The sequence below is a fragment of the Parabacteroides sp. AF21-43 genome (genome assembly GCF_003635435.1).
In the GTDB taxonomy this organism is placed as follows: domain Bacteria; phylum Bacteroidota; class Bacteroidia; order Bacteroidales; family Tannerellaceae; genus Parabacteroides; species Parabacteroides distasonis.
This window is the reverse complement of sequence record NZ_QTMG01000002.1, coordinates 102,187-121,926: the sequence shown is the minus strand read 5'-3', so window position 1 is coordinate 121,926 and position 19,740 is coordinate 102,187. Positions and strand designations below refer to the sequence as shown.

Genomic DNA, 19,740 nt, shown 5'->3' with positions numbered 1-19,740 from the left:
CCTTACTGTTTATTCGATTGTTTGAACTTCCATCCTTTTACCCGTTGTTGTTCCTCCCAAAGATTGCGATACAGTCCTTCCTCTGCCAAAAGAGCTTGATGCTTGCCTTGCTGCACCACCCGTCCTTGGTCTATCACTACAATATTATTGGCACCTATCACCGTGCCCAAGCGATGAGCGATGATGACTACAGTCTTTTCTTTCACCAAGTCGTTGATAGCATCTTGGATGTGAACCTCGTTTTCGGGATCGAGCGAAGCGGTTGCCTCGTCAAGCAACACGATGGGCGCATCTTTCAAAATGGCACGGGCAATAGAGATACGCTGTTTCTCTCCACCGGATAGTGTGCTACCTCCTTCACCCACCATCGTTTCGTAGCCATCAGGCATAGCGGTGATGAAGTTGTGGCATTGCGCCTTGCGTGCGGCAACTTCTATCTCTTCGCGGGTAGCTGTCTCACGTCCCACGCGGATGTTGTTATAAATGGTATCGTTGAAGAGATACACATCCTGAAAGACGATGGAAACTTGTTGCATCAGTGTATGCACGGTGTAGTCTTTGATGTTTCGTCCGCCAAATAGGATTTCCCCCTCGCTTACATCCCAGAAACGGGCAATGAGTCGTGTCAATGTCGTTTTGCCCGAACCCGATGGTCCCACAAAAGCGGTCAGTTCCTTTTCGGGAATGGTAAGCGATACATCCCGAAGTACGGGAATATCGGCATTATAGCTGAAGCTGACGTGACGGAACTCTATCTCTGAGTTGACAACATCTTCTATTATACCCTCCGGAAGTACGGGCGTTTTGCAAAGAGCATCAATGCGTTCGGCTCCCAGCTTCATGTAGTTGATGAGGGCGATAAAGGTCAAGGCGTTGATGAGTGGGGCATAGATAGCCGATCCTGCCAGCAGGAACATGATGTAAACGGGCATGGAGACTTTGGCATTTAACAACATCGAGAAGCCAAGTAGCATAATAAGAACCAGGCCGCCATTGAGCAGAGTGGAAGCCAGCGTGATGCTGGGTGCGGGAGCCGCTTCCAAACGGATGCTCTCCCGCTTTAGATCACGGAAAGCTCGTTCCAAGCGTTCAAACTTATTGCCGCTCAGGTTGAAAGCCTTAATCAGGCGGATACCTTGTATATACTCGATCATGCGCGAAGCGGCATTGGTCTTTATTTTTTGATGCCTCTTGCCCAAGGTTGCCACAAAGTGATTGGTGAGCCACATCATGGGGTATGCCAATGGAATGACAGCTGCTGCCGCCAAAGCTAATTGCCAGTTGAAGAATGAGAGCGAAACCAAAGCGACGATGGGCATCGCCAGCCCGCCAAAGAACTGACCGATAAGGTGAGTAGTGAGCATCTCCACGTTGTTATAGTCGCTGACAATGTATGCCCCGATGTCGCCGGGATCACGACTATTGAAGAAACTCATCGGCAGTTGGCGCAGGTGATTGACCACTTCCAAACGACCATCGCAACAAATGTCGTAGCCGTCTTTATAGGCTACAAGGTATGCCTTTTTGCTAATGAGCCAAAGGCAAACGAGAGAAATTAGGAGCATTAGGCACGCCCAACCTATGTTCACGAGGTTGAGCGGTGTGCCGGGATTTTGCAGAGGTTTGAATACCTCCCACACCACGAGCAGCATTGCCCCATACGGTGCGCCACGAAAAAAGTACTCCGCAACCGTCCAGCCTATCAGCGGACGCAAGCGACGGGGCTGCCCCATCGTGGCGGAATTGAGTATTTGAGAGAGATTGTTCATAAGGTTGCTATTTGAGTAAGAAGTATCTGGGAGTTCTCGCTTTGTACCGCGCATAGTCTTCCCCATAAGTGGTCATGCAGTATCGCTCTTCACCCAAGATAACGCCATGCGTGACGAGGATCAAAGGAATTGTGGCAGGCAGCAACCACAACGATGCCGAGGCAATGCAAACCGCCAATGCTCCCACTTCATAGAAGAAGTACATCGGATTGCGCGACAGGCGGTAAACGCCTCGTACGACAGTTTCTCCTTTAGGCGTAGAGGCATAAGCATGAAAGGCTGCCATAAATCCGACAAGTGCAAAGGCAAACAAGACGCACCCCACCGTGAATAGCGGTGTACCTATGCGGAGAGGGACAAAGAGCGACACCAAAAGCAATGTTCCCTGAAACACAAAGCTTAAAGTGGCGTACCGCTTGTCCTTAGAGGTATACCAAGATGTATCTACGGCACGTTTGCCACCTTCTCGGTAAAGAATCATATACAAAAGTTGTATCAGCACCAATGCAAACGAAGGTATCCATGCATTGAGCCAACCGAAGTGAAATTGAATGAAATCGTTTATTGGCATACGAAATTTTATTTATTGTGTGTGATATTGAAACCCTTGAATAGCCATTTCTGAATGGAGAAACAAGATTAATAAATGTTTGGGCTAAAAAATGAGAGCAAAGGAAAGGCCGATAATTCAACTCTCACCTTTGCCTCTTCTGAGTGATTGATTATTACTTAGTTTTCAAACCAATGGAAATATGCAGGAGCTCCATCTACCTTTACTACGGCATCCGAGCTTGTTTCGCCGGTTGCAGGATTATGCGTATAAAAGCCCACATCATTTCTGCCATTAATAGCAAACACGATAAGATTCTTGTATTTCTCCACTGCTCCTCCAAAGCTTGACGTCATCGGTATCGGAAGTTTTTTTACCGTTTTATTGTAAATATCCATCTCTACACTGATGAGCGATTTATCCGTGAACCAGTTGGGAGATGTTGGGTTTGCCCAATAAGAAGGAATATCCATCGTGGCATACATTTTTCCGTTGCCGGCGTATTGTGATTGAAGCAGCCAAACGGTTTTGCCCGATTCGCCTTCGATTGTTTGATCGTTCAACACCCAATTATAGGTAGGGTCAAATTCGGTTTCGCCTTTCTTGATGCGCAAGATACCGGTCTTGTACTTAGGATTCATGCCGTATGCGCCCGTGCACATCAGATACATATCGCCTTTTTCATCGATAAAGGTTTGTTGCCCATAGGTATAAGCCCCGATACCGATACCACTCGCCTTTTCATAGATGACACGCTCCACCTTGTCCGTTTGAGTGTTGATTACCGCGAGTTCTATCTGAGGTTCGGTAGCCGGTTGGAATGTCATGTCTGTCTGATTCAGTGTTACATACAAACGTCCATTATGCACAAACGGAGATCCAAACATCGGTACGGCCAATCCCGGTGCAGCGTAAGAGGACAGATCAATCTCACCAGTTAGTTCCATCGTTTGAGGGTTGAATATAAATAACTTGCCGATAAGTGATATCAGATAGGCTTTTGTTGCATTAACAAAAGAGATGTGTCTTGGAACAGAATTAAGGGGAATAGGCATGGTTGCCGTTTTGGTGAGTTTAGTTCCCGAACGCCCCCATTTTGTTACTACATTTTCATCACCTTGTGCTCCGAACGCAGGAAAAGTGTACACATCATTACCGTTGCACACTGGCATCATTCCGTAACCGACTTGCACGGCATTTTTGTTTGTCAGTTTCTTGGGAGACACTCCATCTGCTAACTGCATCCAACCTGACCCGGTCTGTCCACCGGGATTCATAAGCATGGTGTAAACAAGTATATCGCCAACTTTTACTTCCGGATCGGTCGTGATTGGTTTCGTTTCCGGGTCTTTGCTACAAGCTGAAAACAGCATAGTGATACTCATTAGGAGGAGTAATACTCCGTTGATTCTCTTTTTCATTTTACTTTTTATTTTATTGTTGAATAATATATTGAATTGTGATTAGCTTTATTTCAGCACGTACCTGATACGTGCGGTAAAGGCTCTGCCGGGAAGCGGGTAATTAAACTCGCTGAACAGGCGGGCATTCGTAAGGTTGGATGCTTTTGCCGAGAAGGTAAGCCCACCGTTCATGATGGAGTATTCTAATCCCAAGTCAAGCTTGAAAGAGCGCGGAATGCGTTTCTCTTGATATTGACTTACTTCGAAATCGAAGAAATACTCTTCTACGAATGAAGCATCGGTAAATAGTCTTACATTCTGACCTTTCCCTCCGAAGAGATTCTCTTTGTGAAACTCTACCCCCGCATTTGCTAAGAAATAGGGAATATTAGGCATACGCAATCCCTTCGACGGATTGAGAACGTTACTCGTTGGTTCGTACTTACGTGTATCGCGAAGGTCTTGAAACGTGGCATTTACATATCCGTAAAGCCAGCGTGTAACATCTGCTTTGACTTCTGCCTCTACACCGAAGGTACGCATCTCACCGAAATTAGTGTATCTGCCCTGCACGAAGTTGCGCGTATAGCGTATCATATCTTGCAGGTAAGAGAAGAATCCGTTTACCTCCACCTGCAACAATCCGGAACCAATCTTTTTATCGTACATCAATCCGATGTTAGCGTTAGTTCCTCTTTCGGGTTTCAAGTCGCCCGAAGGAGCAATAAGGAAGCCGTCGCCAATGAGTTCGGCATCTGTCGGTAGTCGTACATCATAGCTTACGGAGGCTTTCCCCAACAACTCTTTGGTGAAGCGGTAGCGCAAGGCTTCACTTACACCCCAATCGTGCTGCTGCATATCCACTTCTTTGGGTACGGAATTCCAAACATCTCCTATTTTCGTATTCATGGAATAGTAATAATACTTACCCGTCAGCGAGTTGAGGAATTTGTCATTGGGGGATTTATAGTCGTAACCCAAGCCTAATACCCAGCTCGTCATGTGTGAGTCGAAGTTTATCTGTCGCCCCACCGCTTTATCCAACAACGGATCGGAGGGCTTCCCCAATGCCCATTTGAATAATGAGTTGAGGTTGATGGAGTGCCGGTCATTGATGATGTAATTGAGATTGGTCTTATTTCCCACGGTATGCTTACGCATTTTCATGTCAGAGGGTAAAACTCCTATTTCTCCTCCGTAAGCCGAAACAGGCGGATAAGGATTCATATCCCAGTCGTAGCGAAGCCTAGCTGTATCCACAAAGTTGTATTGAGAATAGGCATAGCCCGTGCCGCTACTGAAGTCAAGTCCATTGAGTAGGAAATTGTCTTTCTGTAAATCAATGGCGAAGTTGTAAGCTCCGGCACTACTTTCGGCAGAGCGTATGTTCTCTACCACGCCTTGTATCTGCTTGCTGTTTCGGATAAATTCAAGTTCAAACTCCATCTGATCGAACCACCATTTACGGGCTTTCATCGATATCCCTCCCCCCGATTGGTTGAATTTGTCATGGTCGCGTTTTATGAACTTACCTTTGTTCTGAGGCAATTCCATACGATAGTCATTATCAGAATGGGTGTATAACAACGCTGCCCCCAACTCTATTCCTTGTTTGACCAGATTCCGCTTGAAGACGCTACTTGCTTTATGTGTATTGAAGCTACCGAACGAATACGAAGCATCCAAGTAACGAGGTGGATACTCTTTAATCACGATATTTACAGCACCCCCCACGGCAGATCCACCGAACTTGGCTGGAACCACACCTTTATATATTTCAATGCGGTCAATCATGTCGATGGGTATATCGTTGATGTCGATGAAATCGGAATTATCGTTCATCGGTACTTCGTCTATAAAGAATCCAATACGCTTGCCTTCCAAGCCGCGAACAGAGATACGCGAGGCACTGCCTACTGCTCCCTGCGAACGAATGGTTACGCCTACGGTCTTAGTCAGAATATCTTCTACGCTATTTACTGTACCTTGTAACTGGCTCATACTGTAAACCGTTACCGGCATGGCTTGCTCCCGAATCTTGCGGGCTTCACTTTTGCCCATCACCACCACTTCGTCCAGCGATTTGACTTCGGCTTTCAGGCGGATAATAGTTTTCTTTACATTCTCTTTACTTACGGTTACTTTTTGGACTGCTGTTTGATAGCCCATAAACTTCACGGTGAATGTATAAGTACCGAAAGGAATGTCTGAAAAAGAGAACTCGCCATATTTGTTGGTTACATCGCCCTTTTTCAGTTCCTCAATAAAGAGGGTTGCTCCGGGCAGTGGATCTTCGTCAGTGTTGTCGATGACCACGCCCGCAATCCGCCCCCCACCTGTTTGGGCGGATACACTGATGCTCATGAGCATCAGTATCAATAGAGAAAATAGTACTTTCTGTTTCATTGTTTATTTATATGATTGTTGGTTTCTCCTTAAATGCTGGGATCGGGAGCTTCCGGCGTGGAAACGACTATAGGAGTTGTACCTGAAGAGTTTCCTTCGGTTACTTTTTGTGTAAGTACCTCAACATCCTTAAACTCTATTCTGGCGATCGCCTCTTTGGGGTTGAGTGTCGTTTTGTCAGCAATGAGTTTGGGCACTTCACGTTCTTTCAACATACCCGTAGAACGTAGCACGGGATACCATTTGGCAGCTTCCTTCGGCTTGGAAAGATTTTTGCGGGCTGCTTTGTTATAAAGTATAAGCATAAATCGATATTGTTTTGTGCCCTTTCGGGCAGTTATTAGTAGTAATTTTCAATATTTGAACTGTATATCTTCTCGTTCCATTTCTCCTTTGAGGTATGTGAGAAGAGTCTCCATATCGTCTCCTACTGTAAAGGCAATGCTCTCAATAGTAGTGCAATGCCCCAACGTACAAGTTGATACAGGATTGATTAAAGAAACATAACGACTGTCTCGTTTCACCAGTCGATGAATCAACTGCGGATAGGTAGTCAGAACCCGATGTATCGGGGTATATTTATTGATGCTCATCTGTCTATTGGTTTCATCATCGGTTGTTTTGTCGCTTGCACGCATATTCGTTGCGATTGGCTCTCCGGCGAGATGTCGTAGGTCACATTTATAAATCCCGCTTGTTCCAGCATTCTTTGTATTTCTATGGGTGAGTAAATGCGCAGGTCGATATTCCTCACCCACTTTTCATTGCCTTCCTCGCTGCATGCCTCGTTGCAGATGTAGAACCTTCCTTCGGGTTTCAATACACGCAATACTTCCTTGAAGTTTTCCACTATATCATTCCAAAAGTAGATAGTTTCGAAAGCGGTTACAATATCGAAGCGGTTATCGTCAAAAGGAATGTTTGAAACATTCGCCTCTACTATAGATGCTCGTCCCTGACTGATAGCCGCCTTGTTCTTGCGACTCGCAATGTCCACGCACGTGGGTGAATAATCCATGCCGCAAACTAATCCATGAGTTCGTTTGATGAAATTAGCTACGTTTTGCCCACCGCCACAACCGATATCGAGCACCGTTTCGCCACCGGAAAGTTTTACGAAGTTGTCAATGCACCAAAGAGAAATCCGGTTATGCCCTTGGTTCATCATTTTCACAATGCACCTGCCCATAAAGCTATTCTTGGGTTTGCGGAAGTTTTGAAAGATGTTTTTTATTATGCTCATAATTATTCTTTGTTTTTAAGTCTTTTCTTACTAATATGATATGTCTATTATTTGCTGTGCGCGATACCTAAAAAATATACGCCCGTGAGTATGCTCTTTGTGAGCATCGTGCTCATGACAGTGGTAAGTGTGAGATGTATGCATATCTTTTTCTGTTTTTTATTTATTGTTTCTATATTACTTCTTCTTGCTAACCCAGCATCAGCAGGCTTAGTGCCATGACCGCCATGCCTACCACCAAACCGTAGATGGCATGGTGGTGCTTACCGTATTCTTCAGCTGCGGGTAACAGCTCATCGAGCGAGATAAATACCATGATGCCAGCAATCATGCCGAAGATGATGCCGAACACATTGTCGTCGAGGAACGGAGCCAGCACGAGATAGCCTATGACGGCTCCCACCGGCTCTGCCAATCCAGACAAAAACGAGAACCAAAAGGCTTTCTTGCGGTTGCCTGTAGCGTAAAAAACAGGAACGGATACCGAAATACCCTCCGGTATGTTGTGTATGGCAATGGCGATGGCAATGGGTATGGCAATGTTCACATCCTTTAGGGCAGCAAGAAACGTAACCATACCCTCCGGGAAATTGTGGATAGCCAGCACCAAGGCTGTTACCATGCCAACACGTAGCAATTTGGGCTTCACGTCTAATTGTATTTTCGCTTTTTCACTCATTTCTTCCACCCGGTGCATTTCATGCGGATTCTCGTAGCGAGGAATTAGCTTGTCGATGAGCAATATCAACACGATACCCCCGAAGAAAGAGAGCGTGGCATAAAACGTTCCTTCTGATTTGCCGTGCATCTCCACAAGTGTTTGCACAGAAGAGGTAAACAGTTCGACAAACGATACATAAATCATGACTCCCGCCGAAAAGCCCAGCGATAGAGAAAGAAACGACGTGTTGGTGCGTTTGGCGAAAAAAGCAATGGCACTGCCTATGCCGGTGGATATACCGGCAAACAGTGTCAGAAGAAATGGAACAAATACTTGTTGTGACATGGCTATGACAGATTGGGAGTTAGTACTTCAAAAGAGAACGAAAATCTATTTTGTTCAAAAACAAAGCGAGTCGCTCTTTGCAGGCGACTCGCTTGATACGATGAATTATTATTATTAAAAATGGGATGTTTCATACATCTGTTACTAAGTTAAGTCTGGAAAATCAGTCTCTGGACGTTCAATATCGATGCATTCTTTTTTAATTCTAATAGTCTCTTTGTTCAAAGCCTCTCTGGGCAGAGCGGATTTTCTGCTTTGTGTTACCCACGATTCCTCGCAGAGGAAAAGTCCGTTTACTCCTTGCACAAGCGTTATTTCGCCGTTACAGATGATGTTGGTGATACTCATATATTGATTGTTTTTAGTTGTTCTACCGAAGTGGTGCGGTATTTAGCCTCCTGCACCAAGCGAAATCCTGCTTGACAAGACCTGCCGCATCTGCCCATGCAAGCAACGGGTGTCGGGTCGAACAGAAGATGGCTAAAGTGCTTCTTTTCCGAATCGAATACGAAAGAAATCCGATTGTCCACAATTGTACAACCGCTTCCACAAGGGTTGCATTGTAGGCAGGAGGATGTGTGGATGTTTCTATTTGTTTTCATCTTTCTATTTTTACATTCATGAGCCTTTTCCAGCCTCCTGTGCTAAAGCGGATATACTCACCAATAAAACATTCAATTTCTTCACTGGAAAGCTCTTCATGTTGCACCACCTCTTTCATCATATTAACCCACCATGAGCAGGTGAAGTGCATAAAGAATAGAGAAATATCGGTATGCAGATCAGGGTAGAGCTTTTTCATACCTTCCATATATTCTATACCCATTACTGTACTTCTTTTAATCCATTGTTCCCAATAATCATTGAAACGAGAGTCTTGGATAGATGAAAAAAGTAACTTAAATTCTTCACGATACCGTCTTACGATGTTCATTACCTCCTTCATGGATGAGCGATGATATTCTTCGGAGGTAAAGACATCCAAAGAAAAGGCCTCCGGGCGATTATGATCTTCCAGCATACTGTTCATCGCCTCCAAAAGCGGATGCAACACGTCAGCCAACAAATCGTCCTTACAAGGATAATAATTGTAGATGTTGCTCAGACCGATACCCGACAATTTGGATATTTCACGCATAGACACAGCCTTAAAGCCCTTCTTGAAAAAGGCTCTCCTTGCTGTTTCCAACAATAATTTATGTGTATATTCTTTTGTTGTTTGCATAGGTCAGAACGTAGTTCCTGTTATTAGAATACAAAGTACGTTGTATTTCAAAAATAAAACAATCCATACAAATGGGTATTTTCTATAAAACAATCCCTATTTGTAGGGATACAAAAAAGGGTATGTAACTATCAGCAGAGCCACTTCACGCCAAACCATAGTCATAAGTACGTGTATTGCCTCTACTGTATCCTCTTGTTATTCTTATTCTGACCTCTTTCCATGGCTATTGTTAATACGCAGGTTATAAATCATGTGTAAAAACTACTTTAATCTTTTCATGATTCCCATTTTAGTAATGATTAATCGAATATGCTAAAAATGTATCATATAAAACTTCTCTTTTCTGTCATTCTACCTTTTATCTATTTAGCTTGTCGCCATTAATTAACTCGGATTCATTTTGATAGTTGTGCCGCAAGAGTATTATGACTAATAAATTATTCATGTGTCATTTTGCCATAAACAGTCTTTTTATACCACTCTCGGACAGTTTAGAAAACGGCTCTTGATTCTTCTTTCATTTGCCGATGAAAATAGAATCAACACGTTTTATTAACCATTAAAAATTAAATGTATGGAAGTAGTAACCATCGAAAAAAGAACATTTTCGTATGTCTGCGAGAGCTTCACGGAGTTTGCCAAACGGATAGAGAGTTTGTGCAGCAGTCATACTCAAAAAGTAGAAAACTGGCTGGATAGTCAGGAAGTGTGCCTGTTGTTAGGCTTGAGCAAGCGAACGCTGCAATATTACCGAAGTAGTGGGCGACTGGCTTATTCTCAAATAGGGAGCAAGATTTATTATAAGTCTTCCGATATTGAAAGAATTATTGCGGACAGTGAAACACAAAATCAGTCACCCAAACAAATCAAGCCTTATGAAAAGAACTAAAGAATATTATCCGTCCTTCAACTTGTTTTCCATTGTCGGCACATGGGAAAGTGTTAATCTGAATCCTACGGTTATCATCTATCGGAACGACAAAGAGTATCTTCTTTCTATTATATATGTATCGGAAACCACCAAACAGGCTTCACCCTCTACTTATGAAATACAGAAAGACGGTAGCCAGTATTTTATTGCTCCTGCTCCTAAACGGATTTACATAGATTATGATCCAGCGAAAGATGTGCTAAACCTTTCGTCATTGGGTGACTATCTGCGTAACTAATCAATCGACCAGTTAATCTCTAACTGATTCGCTATCTAGCCATCTTAAAATCAATATTTCAATAAAACAATCTTTCAATCATGGAATTAATAAATAAAGATACACCACAAGTCAAAGAATTTATTTCTTCGCTCGACTCAATGCTAAGCGGTATTGAATCAATTGTCAAGCACTATAAGCCCCACCTGAACGGAGAACGTTTTCTTTCCAATCATGAGGTTTCTAAAAAACTGAATGTCAGCCTGCGAACCCTGCAAGAATGGCGAGATACAGGCTTAATCCCCTTTATCCAGATAAAAGGTAAAATCATCTATCGGCAAAGTGATATTGATAAACTGCTCCAAAAGCATTATTTTGAAAGTTGGAAAGAATAATCTGCCACTCACAAAAACATTGTTTTTCGGAATTTAATTTGAATCATTGACTTTTCCAGTGAAGTATTTAGTCTGTGCAAGTCTTTAGATAAAAATACGCTCGAAATGCAATGAGAGGAAGATTTTTATCTAAACCGAAGGCTTGGACTTGAACAGGCTAAATACGAAAATTACCTTTGTCAATGCTTCATATTGGGTTCTGGAAAACTTACTTTAAAAGAAAAGGGTTGAGAAAATGAAGTTCATTATTCCCAATCCTTTTTTCTATATTGGCTACTGCCTTATTTATATAGCCAATTCCGACAAGCAGCTATTCACTTTCTGCATATCCTTTAGAATATTCTGATCCAGTACCCGTGCGTAGTGTTTCGTCACGCTGGTATCTGCATGACCTAACATCTTGGCTACATTTTCCATACTTACGCCATTTGCAAGGCACACGGAAGTGGCATAGCTATGTCTGGCCGTATGAGTGCTAAGATTTTTATGAATTCCGCACACATCGGCAATTTCTTTCAAATAACTGTTCATGCGTTGATTACACAATACAGGTAAAAGTTTTCCGGTACACTCTGCCACATCCTTATATTTATCAAGTATAGAAGCTGCTACAGGCAGCACAGGAATGTTGCACATGATTTTTGTCTTTTGGCGGTTCTTTCTTATCCAAAGCTCCCCTTTGTTGTCTTTTACCAAGTGTTCGGGTGATAAATCTTTCACATCGCTGAACGCCAATCCAGTAAAAATGCAAAAGATAAAAACGTCACGTACCTGTTCTACTCGCTTAATCGTGAATTCTTTTGCAAGAATAATTTTAATCTCGTCCATCGTCAGGAACTCAGGATCGGTTTCTTCCAGTTTGAAGCGATAGTAAGCAAACGGATCTTTCTTTATCCAGTCGTTTTCCAAAGCAATACGGATAATCTTCTTCAAGTTCTTCAATCGGGTGATAGCTGAATTCTGCGCACAACCTTTTTCAATTTTCAAAAAAGCATCGAACTTAGAAATAAAGTTGGCTTCCAAGTTGTTTAGGGCAATATCAGATAATTGATATTCTTTCTTTATGAATTCCTCTAAATATCGGGTAGTGGTTTCATACCGTTGAACGGTCTTACTAACGAAGTCCTTACCGATTAGCTTACGGCTTTGTTCGTTATGCTCTCTGAATACTTGCAATAGCGTTTTACTATCTTCATCCACCCCATAATATAGCTTTCTCATAAGATCGACTGTAATAGTCTTACCTGTGGATTCCAGTTCTCTATAAATTTGGTGTATGCGAGAGCGTGTGATTTCCAAGTAGTGGTTCAGTTCCACCGACATACGATCTTTTCCTTTGGAGTTTTCTTTTGCCTGATTCCATAGATTTACAGGACAGCTTCTTTTTACTAAAACATCTACCATACAGCCGTTTACAGTAATTCTCATGCACACGGGTGCTTCTCCATTCTTTAATAATCTGGCTTTCTTGATAAAGAATAGCACATTGAAGGTTTTTCTAGCCATTTTTACATCGTTTTTAGAGTTACAAAACTATGTATTCTCTTCCAAAGTACGACCATGCAAAATGCTATGAATCAGTGAGAAAGAAGCTAAATCGTGGGACTTTTTTCAGCCTGATTTATGTACCACGATTTGCACACCAACAATATGCTTGAAACGGCTATTTTCTGCTATCTGCCAGAAAAAAGAAATCCCTGATAATGTCTGATTATCAGGGATTTGCTTGATTTTTCTTTTGTTTTCAGTGATCCGCCTGGGGCTCGAACCCAGGACCCCAACATTAAAAGTGTTGTGCTCTACCAGCTGAGCTAGCGAATCATCCTGTGCGTTACTTTTGTAATGCGAGTGCAAAGATAGGGGGTTTTATTTTATTATACAAATTTCAAGAGGGATAAATTTTAGTTTTTTCATGGGGAGCAAATGCAAGAAACAAGATATAAGCACTTTACATCACGTATTACAATCATGCATAAACCGGTTACATATCTTCACGAGACGAAGACGAACCACAATCCTAAATCGTTAGGATCACACAACCTAAAGCCACATGATCGCACAGTCCTAACCACAACGCCGCACAACCTCTCCTACCCTTCATTTATGATAACGCTAAAACTCAACTTCCGAGGAATAGCATATCTACCGGCTTCTTGCACAAGAGAATTAAACCGAGTAATCTCCACACGCCAAACTTGGCAATCGGTAGATATCTGATACCTATGATCTTTGTTCATTTGTAAAATAAAAGATATTTACGTAGATTTGTACACCATTATTTTAAGTTAAGGAACCAATTAACACACAAAAAATTATATGGCAGACGATAAGAAGATTATTTTCTCGATGGTAGGCGTGAACAAGATCTTTCCGCCTCAAAAACAGGTTTTAAAGAATATATATCTGTCCTTTTTCTATGGGGCGAAAATCGGAATCATTGGATTGAATGGTTCCGGTAAATCTACGTTGCTGAAGATTATCGCCGGTATCGATAAGGATTATCAAGGAGAGGTGGTCTTCTCCCCCGGGTATTCCGTAGGGTATCTGGAGCAGGACCCTAAGTTGGAGCCGGGCAAGACCGTGAAGGAGATCGTGCAGGAAGGCGTGCAGGAGATCGTGGACACCTTGAAAGAATATGAGGAGGTGAACGAGCGATTCGGCGATCCGGAGGTGCTGGAAGATCCGGATAAGATGGATGCCTTGATCAACCGTCAGGCGGAGTTGCAGGACAAGATCGACGCTACGGACGCATGGAACCTCGACAGCCGTCTGGAACGTGCCATGGACGCTTTGCGTTGTCCGCCGGAGGATCAGGTGGTGGATACGTTGTCCGGAGGCGAGCGTCGTCGGGTGGCCCTTTGCCGATTGCTGCTCCAGCAGCCGGACGTATTGCTGTTGGATGAGCCGACCAACCACTTGGACGCCGAGTCGATCGACTGGTTGGAGCAACATCTGCAACAATATGCCGGTACCGTTATCTGCATCACGCACGACCGTTACTTCCTAGACCACGTGGCCGGATGGATCCTTGAGCTGGATCGTGGCGAGGGTATCCCTTGGAAGGGTAATTACTCCTCTTGGCTAGACCAGAAGACGAAGCGTATGGCTCAAGAAGAGAAGCAAGTCAGCAAGCGCCGTAAGACCTTGGAGCGTGAGCTGGAATGGATCAATATGGCGCCGAAGGCCCGTCACGCCAAGGGTAAGGCACGTCTGAACTCGTACGAGGCCCTCTTGAACGAGGACCAGAAGGAGCGTGAGGCTAAGCTGGAGATCTTCATCCCGAACGGCCCTCGCTTGGGCAATAAGGTGATCGAGGCACAGCATGTGGCGAAGGCGTTCGGCGATAAGCTGCTGTTCGATGATTTGAACTTCATGCTTCCCCCGAACGGTATCGTGGGAGTCATCGGGCCAAACGGTGCCGGTAAGACTACCTTATTTAAGATGATCATGGGCATGGAAAGCATCGACAAGGGGACCTTCGAGGTGGGCGAGACCGTACAAGTAGGTTACGCCGACCAGACCCATAAGGATATAGACCCGAAAAAGACCGTTTACCAAGTCGTATCCGGCGGACAAGAATTCATCCGTATGGGCGGCAAGGAGGTGAACGCACGCGCTTACCTGTCTAAATTCAATTTCGCGGGAGCGGATCAAGAGAAGCTATGCGGCGTACTCTCCGGAGGAGAGCGTAACCGCCTGCATCTGGCGCTGACGCTGAAAGCGGACGCGAACGTATTGCTGCTCGACGAGCCGACCAACGATATCGACGTGAACACGCTACGTGCCTTGGAGGAGGGGCTGGAGAACTTCGCCGGTTGCGCCGTCGTCGTCTCTCACGACCGTTGGTTCTTGGACCGTATCTGTACCCATATCCTGTCGTTCGAGGGCGATTCCAACGTGGTCTTCTACGAAGGGACCTATTCCGAGTACGAGGAATACAAACGTAAGACCTTGGGCGACGCCGAGCCGAAACGGGTACGCTATCGCAAACTAATCGTTGATTAATCATACTATAAATAGAGTTTAATGCCATGAAAAAAAGAATGCTATCTTTGGCTGTATTAGCCGCTTCCCTCTTCTGTTTCTCCGATGGGGCGAACGCACAGAAGACCGAGAAACTGTTCAACGGGAAAGACCTGTCTAACTGGAATTTCGTAGTCGACAAAAACTCCGTCCCCGCCGATCAGGTCTATTCCGTACGCGACGGTAAGATCTTCATCACCGGCCAGCCTTTCGGCTATATGTACACCAAGGAGAAATACAGCGACTATAAATTGCACGTGGAATGGCGTTGGCCGAATGGGGATTCCAACGCAAACAGCGGCATCTTCCTGCATATCGCAGACCTAAAGAACCCCTTCCCGAACGGGATCGAGTGTAATCTGCAAGCCGGGAGGGCCGGATTGTTCGTACTGCTGGGAGGCTCCGACCTTGTCGAGTACCAGCAACGCCCGGGAGAGGAACGTCCCTTCTTCCCTGTCGTAAAGAACGTGAACCCGTCCAGCGAGAAGCCCGCCGGAGAGTGGAACGAGGCGAACATCTTCGTGAAAGACGGCGTCATCACCGTTTACATCAACGGCGTATACCAGAACACCGGAACCAACAAGGTGAAGGAAGGCCATATCGGGCTACAGAGCGAGGGTAAGGAGGTTGAGTTCAGAAACGTAACCCTCACCAAGTGGTAAGCGGAGCCGTTTCCGGCGCATCTGTAATAATTAAACGGAATCTTTTAAATAGTATTAAAATAATATAGTACATTCGCGAGGATTCCTTTTCAATGAGGAACATATCATTGCAATAACCAATTTAAGAGGTAATGAAAAGAGACAACATCATTTTTGACATTATCGAGAAGGAGCACCAACGCCAATTGAAAGGCATTGAGTTGATCGCTTCCGAGAACTTTGTCAGCGACCAGGTCATGCAGGCCATGGGAAGCTGTCTGACCAACAAATACGCCGAGGGATATCCCGGCAAGCGTTATTATGGGGGTTGCGAGGTAGTAGACCAAAGTGAGACGATCGCTATCGAACGGTTGAAAAAGCTATTCAACGCCGAATGGGCCAACGTGCAGCCTCACTCCGGGGCGCAGGCCAACGCAGCCGTATTTTTCGCCGTATTGAATCCGGGCGACACGTTCCTCGGGTTGAACCTGTCGCATGGCGGACACCTGTCCCACGGTTCACCAGTAAATAGCTCCGGCGTTCTCTATCACGCTACCGAATATAATGTAAAGGAAGATACCGGACGGGTGGACTACGACCAGATGGAGGAAGTAGCCCTTCGTGAGAAACCGAAATTGATCGTTGGCGGTGGTTCCGCTTATTCCCGTGACTGGGATTACAAACGTATGCGTGAGATAGCCGACAAGGTAGGCGCCTTATTGATGATCGATATGGCTCACCCGGCAGGCCTGATCGCCGCCGGTTTGCTGAACAACCCGCTGGAGTACGCTCACATCGTAACGTCTACGACGCATAAGACCCTGCGGGGTCCTCGTGGCGGTATCATCCTGCTGGGTAAGGATTTCGAGAATCCTTGGGGCAAGAAGACACCGAAAGGCGAGATCAAGAAGATGTCTCAGTTGTTGGACTCCGCCGTATTCCCGGGTATCCAAGGTGGTCCGCTGGAGCATGTGATCGCGGCCAAGGCCGTAGCCTTCGGAGAGGCTTTGGAGCCGGAATACAAGACGTACCAAGCACAGGTGAAAGCGAACGCCGCCGCTATGGCCAAGGCCTTCACGGACAAAGGGTACAAGATCATCTCCGGCGGTACGGACAACCATAGCATGCTGATCGACCTGCGCACGAAGTTCCCCGACCTGACCGGTAAGGTAGCCGAGAAAGCCTTGGTAGCCGCCGACATCACGGTGAACAAGAACATGGTTCCGTTCGACAGCCGCTCGGCCTTCCAGACCTCCGGTATCCGTGTGGGTACGCCCGCTATCACGACCCGTGGCGCTAAAGAGCCGCTTATGGGCGAGATCGTGGAACTGATCGACACCGTATTGGCCGCTCCCGAATGCGATAAGACTATCGGCGCCGTTCGTGAGAAGGTGAACGGTATCATGAAGGAATATCCTATCTTCGCATGGTAAATAGGAAATTGAGAATTGAGAATTGAAAAGGATGCCAAACGGCATCTTATCTTCAACTCTCAATTCTCTTTTTAAACTCTCAAAAACATCTAAACAATATTCAATTTTCAACTTTCAATTTTTAATTCTATGAAAAAGCTCCTTGCTACAATCTGCGCCGGCGCTGTCTTGGGCCTGATGGCCTCGTGTGATGATGCTCCCGGTAAAGCGAAAGCTTACAACCAAGGTATCAACATCATCCCGACACCGGTCAGCCTTACGCAGAACGAGGGAAACTTCAAGCTAAACAAAAACACGAAGATCTACGCTTCCACCCCGGAGGCGAAAACCGTAGCCGAGTTCTTCGCGGCTAAAATGAACACGGCGACAGGCTACCAGATAGCTACCGCCGACAAAGAGACCTCCGACGGTATCTCATTGGTTATCGACGGCTCTCTGGACGTAAACGACGAGGGATACACGCTCGACGTAGCCGACAGCGGCGTCCGTATCAAGGCCAAGACCCCTCAAGGTCTTTTCTACGGTATGCAATCGTTCTTGCAATTGCTGCCCGCCGAGATCGAGAGTCCTTCCGCCGTGAAAGGTATCGCATGGACCGCTCCGGCCGTATCTATCAAGGACGAGCCTCGTTTCGGCTACCGTGGTATCATGCTAGACCCCTGCCGCCATTTCATCCCGGTAGAGAATATCAAGAAGCAGCTGGATGTATTGGCCTTGTTCAAGATCAACCGCATGCATTGGCACCTGACCGACGACCAAGGATGGCGTATCGAGATCAAGAAGTATCCGAAACTGACCGAGATCGGCTCTAAGCGCATCGATGGCGAGGGTACCGAGTACGGAGGCTTCTATACTCAAGAGGAGGTGAAGGATATCGTTAAATACGCGGCGGATCGTTTCATCACGATCGTTCCCGAGATAGAGCTTCCGGGACACGAGATGGCCGCTATCGCCGCCTATCCGGAGCTGTCTTGCGAGGGTAAGCTGGGTACTCCCCGTATCATCTGGGGCGTGGAAGACATCGTATTATGCGCCGGGAAGGAAGAACCCTTCCAGTTCTTCGAGGACGTGATCGCCGAGGTAGCTCCCCTATTCCCGGGCGAGTATTTCCATATCGGAGGCGATGAGTGCCCGAAGACGAGCTGGGAGAAATGCCCGCTTTGTCAGGCCCGTATCCGTAAGGAAGGCTTGAAAGGCGACAAGGAACATTCCGCCGAGGAGAAATTGCAGAGCTATTTCGTACAACGCATGGAGAAGGTCGTAAACAAGCACGGCAAGAAGATGATCGGATGGGACGAGATCCTCGAGGGAGGTCTGGCTCCATCGGCCACGGTAATGTCTTGGCGAGGTGAGGAAGGCGGTATCGCCGCCGCTAGCATGAACCACGACGTGATCATGACCCCGGGAAGCGAGGGTATGTATATCGACCAGTTCCAAGGCGACTACAAGATCAACCCGGTATCTATCGGAGGATTCACCACGGCGGAGCGGGTCTATAAATACAACCCCGTCCCCGACACGCTGGCAGCGGCCGGTAAAGGACATTTCATCAAGGGCGTGCAATGCAACGTATGGAGTGAGTACCTTTATAACACGGACATCATGGAGTACCGTATCTATCCTCGTATCCTAGCCCTCTCCGAGATCGCTTGGAGCCCGCTGGACCGGAAGGATTACAAGGACTTCGAACGCCGTCTGGACAACGCTCAGGTTCGCCTAGACGGACACGGTATCAACTACTACATCCCGCAGCCCGAGCAACCGAACGGTTCTTGCAACTTCGTGGCTTTCACGGACAAGGCTACCATGACATTCACCACGAACCGTCCGATGAAGATGGTCTACACGCTGGACGGTACCGAGCCTACCCCGGAATCTACCGTATATACGGCTCCTTTCGACATCACAGAGACTACGACCATGAAGATCGCTTCCGTATTGCCTTCCGGCAAGATGGGTAAGCCTCGCACGATCCTCGTGGAGAAACAAACGCTGGCTCCCGCCAAGGAGGTAGCCAAGACGACCCCGGGCCTCGACATGGAGGTATTCGATGGCATGTACCTAAGCGTAAATAATCTGGAGGCCGCTCAGAAGACCGGTAAGAAACAGGTCATCAAGACGACCCGTGAACTGACCAACCAAGTGCCCGCCCCCGAATCCATGCGAGGCGTGAAGCAATACGCCGCTATCGCTACCGGCTACGTGAATATCCCGGAGGATGGCGTTTATTACATCTCTTCGGATTTAGAGGAGGTATGGATCGACGGCAAGTTGATGGTCAATAACGGTGGCGAGGTAAAACGCTTCTCCCGTCATGACACCTCCGCGGCCTTGGCAAAGGGCTTGCACGAGATCAAGCTGGTATTCCTCGGACACATCATCGGAGGTTGGCCTTCCAACTGGAACGACGGCAGCGTACAACTCCGTAAATCGGATGCCGAGAAATTCACGTCGATCACGGCTGAGATGCTAAGTCATTAAGATCATTTCCGAAG

General features: G+C 46.1%; 18 protein-coding genes and 1 tRNA gene. 7 read left to right on the top strand and 12 right to left on the bottom strand.

Going from position 1 to position 19,740, the window contains the following annotated elements; genetic code table 11:
* Positions 1-2 precede the first annotated feature (2 nt).
* The 10 genes from DWX84_RS02370 to DWX84_RS02320 form a co-directional block, all read right to left on the bottom strand.
* The gene (locus DWX84_RS02370; RefSeq protein ID WP_005868421.1) at positions 3-1,769 is read right to left on the bottom strand and encodes an ABC transporter ATP-binding protein; all 1,767 of its coding nucleotides are present in this window, start codon (positions 1,767-1,769) and stop codon (positions 3-5) included.
* Between the two features lie 7 nt (positions 1,770-1,776).
* Entirely contained in the window at positions 1,777-2,340 is a 564-nt protein-coding gene (locus DWX84_RS02365) for an isoprenylcysteine carboxylmethyltransferase family protein (RefSeq protein WP_005868419.1), read from the bottom strand.
* Between the two features lie 158 nt (positions 2,341-2,498).
* Positions 2,499-3,740 carry a hypothetical protein gene (locus DWX84_RS02360; protein ID WP_013611617.1) on the bottom strand — a complete coding sequence of 414 codons (1,242 nt, stop codon included), beginning with the start codon at positions 3,738-3,740 and terminating at the stop codon, positions 2,499-2,501.
* 48 nt (positions 3,741-3,788) lie between these two features.
* Entirely contained in the window at positions 3,789-6,128 is a 2,340-nt protein-coding gene (locus DWX84_RS02355; RefSeq protein ID WP_005868415.1) for a TonB-dependent receptor, read from the bottom strand.
* A gap of 29 nt (positions 6,129-6,157) precedes the next feature.
* Positions 6,158-6,433, bottom strand: a complete 276-nt coding sequence (locus DWX84_RS02350) for a hypothetical protein (protein WP_005868413.1) — start codon at positions 6,431-6,433, stop codon at positions 6,158-6,160.
* A gap of 48 nt (positions 6,434-6,481) precedes the next feature.
* Complete coding sequence (locus DWX84_RS02345) at positions 6,482-6,721, bottom strand: DUF1858 domain-containing protein (protein WP_005868411.1); 240 nt, start codon at positions 6,719-6,721, stop codon at positions 6,482-6,484.
* Positions 6,718-7,371, bottom strand: a complete 654-nt coding sequence (locus DWX84_RS02340; RefSeq protein WP_005868409.1) for a class I SAM-dependent methyltransferase — start codon at positions 7,369-7,371, stop codon at positions 6,718-6,720. Before DWX84_RS02340 ends, DWX84_RS02345 begins: the two co-directional genes overlap by 4 nt.
* A 190-nt stretch (positions 7,372-7,561) precedes the next feature.
* A complete protein-coding gene (gene zupT, locus DWX84_RS02335; RefSeq protein ID WP_005868405.1) occupies positions 7,562-8,377 on the bottom strand; it encodes a zinc transporter ZupT in 816 nt (271 codons plus the stop codon).
* Positions 8,378-8,521: 144 nt separating this feature from the next.
* Entirely contained in the window at positions 8,522-8,725 is a 204-nt protein-coding gene (locus DWX84_RS02330; RefSeq protein ID WP_005868403.1) for a hypothetical protein, read from the bottom strand.
* 250 nt (positions 8,726-8,975) lie between these two features.
* Positions 8,976-9,602: a TetR/AcrR family transcriptional regulator gene (locus DWX84_RS02320; protein ID WP_002560569.1), complete on the bottom strand. Its 627-nt coding sequence runs from the start codon at positions 9,600-9,602 to the stop codon at positions 8,976-8,978.
* A gap of 577 nt (positions 9,603-10,179) precedes the next feature.
* On the opposite strand from DWX84_RS02320, the gene DWX84_RS02315 reads away from it, so the two are divergent.
* The 3 genes from DWX84_RS02315 (at position 10,180) to DWX84_RS02305 (ending at position 11,148) form a co-directional block, all read left to right on the top strand.
* Positions 10,180-10,494 (top strand): helix-turn-helix domain-containing protein, encoded by a 315-nt coding sequence (locus tag DWX84_RS02315; RefSeq protein WP_005868400.1) that lies wholly within the window; start codon positions 10,180-10,182, stop codon positions 10,492-10,494.
* Positions 10,481-10,774, top strand: coding sequence for a DUF3876 domain-containing protein (locus tag DWX84_RS02310; protein ID WP_005868398.1), 294 nt, complete (start codon positions 10,481-10,483; stop codon positions 10,772-10,774). Before DWX84_RS02315 ends, DWX84_RS02310 begins: the two co-directional genes overlap by 14 nt.
* A gap of 80 nt (positions 10,775-10,854) precedes the next feature.
* On the top strand, positions 10,855-11,148 hold the full coding sequence (locus DWX84_RS02305) for a helix-turn-helix domain-containing protein (RefSeq protein WP_005868396.1): 294 nt from the start codon (positions 10,855-10,857) through the stop codon (positions 11,146-11,148).
* A 285-nt stretch (positions 11,149-11,433) separates the two neighbouring features.
* On the opposite strand, the gene DWX84_RS02300 is transcribed toward DWX84_RS02305, so the two are convergent.
* Positions 11,434-12,654, bottom strand: a complete 1,221-nt coding sequence (locus DWX84_RS02300) for a site-specific integrase (protein WP_005868395.1) — start codon at positions 12,652-12,654, stop codon at positions 11,434-11,436.
* Between the two features lie 242 nt (positions 12,655-12,896).
* A tRNA-Lys gene (locus DWX84_RS02295) sits at positions 12,897-12,969 on the bottom strand.
* 495 nt (positions 12,970-13,464) lie between these two features.
* On the opposite strand from DWX84_RS02295, the gene ettA reads away from it, so the two are divergent.
* The 4 genes from ettA to DWX84_RS02275 all read left to right on the top strand — a co-directional run bounded on the left by ettA (position 13,465) and on the right by DWX84_RS02275 (position 19,726).
* The gene (gene ettA, locus DWX84_RS02290) at positions 13,465-15,153 is read left to right on the top strand and encodes an energy-dependent translational throttle protein EttA (protein WP_005856590.1); all 1,689 of its coding nucleotides are present in this window, start codon (positions 13,465-13,467) and stop codon (positions 15,151-15,153) included.
* A gap of 26 nt (positions 15,154-15,179) precedes the next feature.
* A complete protein-coding gene (locus DWX84_RS02285) occupies positions 15,180-15,833 on the top strand; it encodes a DUF1080 domain-containing protein (protein WP_036651046.1) in 654 nt (217 codons plus the stop codon).
* 131 nt (positions 15,834-15,964) lie between these two features.
* Positions 15,965-17,245, top strand: coding sequence for a serine hydroxymethyltransferase (gene glyA, locus DWX84_RS02280; RefSeq protein WP_005856586.1), 1,281 nt, complete (start codon positions 15,965-15,967; stop codon positions 17,243-17,245).
* 129 nt (positions 17,246-17,374) lie between these two features.
* Entirely contained in the window at positions 17,375-19,726 is a 2,352-nt protein-coding gene (locus DWX84_RS02275; RefSeq protein WP_122297338.1) for a family 20 glycosylhydrolase, read from the top strand.
* The last annotated feature ends 14 nt before the right edge of the window (positions 19,727-19,740 follow it).

Coding starts and splice junctions, on each gene's coding strand:
- DWX84_RS02370 (WP_005868421.1), bottom strand. CDS start 1,769: ATGAACAATCTCTCTCAAATACTCAATTCCGCCACGATGGGGCAGCCC.
- zupT (WP_005868405.1), bottom strand. CDS start 8,377: ATGTCACAACAAGTATTTGTTCCATTTCTTCTGACACTGTTTGCCGGT.
- DWX84_RS02315 (WP_005868400.1), top strand. CDS start 10,180: ATGGAAGTAGTAACCATCGAAAAAAGAACATTTTCGTATGTCTGCGAG.
- DWX84_RS02355 (WP_005868415.1), bottom strand. CDS start 6,128: ATGAAACAGAAAGTACTATTTTCTCTATTGATACTGATGCTCATGAGC.
- DWX84_RS02345 (WP_005868411.1), bottom strand. CDS start 6,721: ATGAGCATCAATAAATATACCCCGATACATCGGGTTCTGACTACCTAT.
- glyA (WP_005856586.1), top strand. CDS start 15,965: ATGAAAAGAGACAACATCATTTTTGACATTATCGAGAAGGAGCACCAA.
- DWX84_RS02365 (WP_005868419.1), bottom strand. CDS start 2,340: ATGCCAATAAACGATTTCATTCAATTTCACTTCGGTTGGCTCAATGCA.
- DWX84_RS02275 (WP_122297338.1), top strand. CDS start 17,375: ATGAAAAAGCTCCTTGCTACAATCTGCGCCGGCGCTGTCTTGGGCCTG.
- DWX84_RS02310 (WP_005868398.1), top strand. CDS start 10,481: ATGAAAAGAACTAAAGAATATTATCCGTCCTTCAACTTGTTTTCCATT.
- DWX84_RS02360 (WP_013611617.1), bottom strand. CDS start 3,740: ATGAAAAAGAGAATCAACGGAGTATTACTCCTCCTAATGAGTATCACT.
- DWX84_RS02320 (WP_002560569.1), bottom strand. CDS start 9,602: ATGCAAACAACAAAAGAATATACACATAAATTATTGTTGGAAACAGCA.
- DWX84_RS02300 (WP_005868395.1), bottom strand. CDS start 12,654: ATGGCTAGAAAAACCTTCAATGTGCTATTCTTTATCAAGAAAGCCAGA.
- ettA (WP_005856590.1), top strand. CDS start 13,465: ATGGCAGACGATAAGAAGATTATTTTCTCGATGGTAGGCGTGAACAAG.
- DWX84_RS02340 (WP_005868409.1), bottom strand. CDS start 7,371: ATGAGCATAATAAAAAACATCTTTCAAAACTTCCGCAAACCCAAGAAT.
- DWX84_RS02285 (WP_036651046.1), top strand. CDS start 15,180: ATGAAAAAAAGAATGCTATCTTTGGCTGTATTAGCCGCTTCCCTCTTC.
- DWX84_RS02330 (WP_005868403.1), bottom strand. CDS start 8,725: ATGAGTATCACCAACATCATCTGTAACGGCGAAATAACGCTTGTGCAA.
- DWX84_RS02305 (WP_005868396.1), top strand. CDS start 10,855: ATGGAATTAATAAATAAAGATACACCACAAGTCAAAGAATTTATTTCT.
- DWX84_RS02350 (WP_005868413.1), bottom strand. CDS start 6,433: ATGCTTATACTTTATAACAAAGCAGCCCGCAAAAATCTTTCCAAGCCG.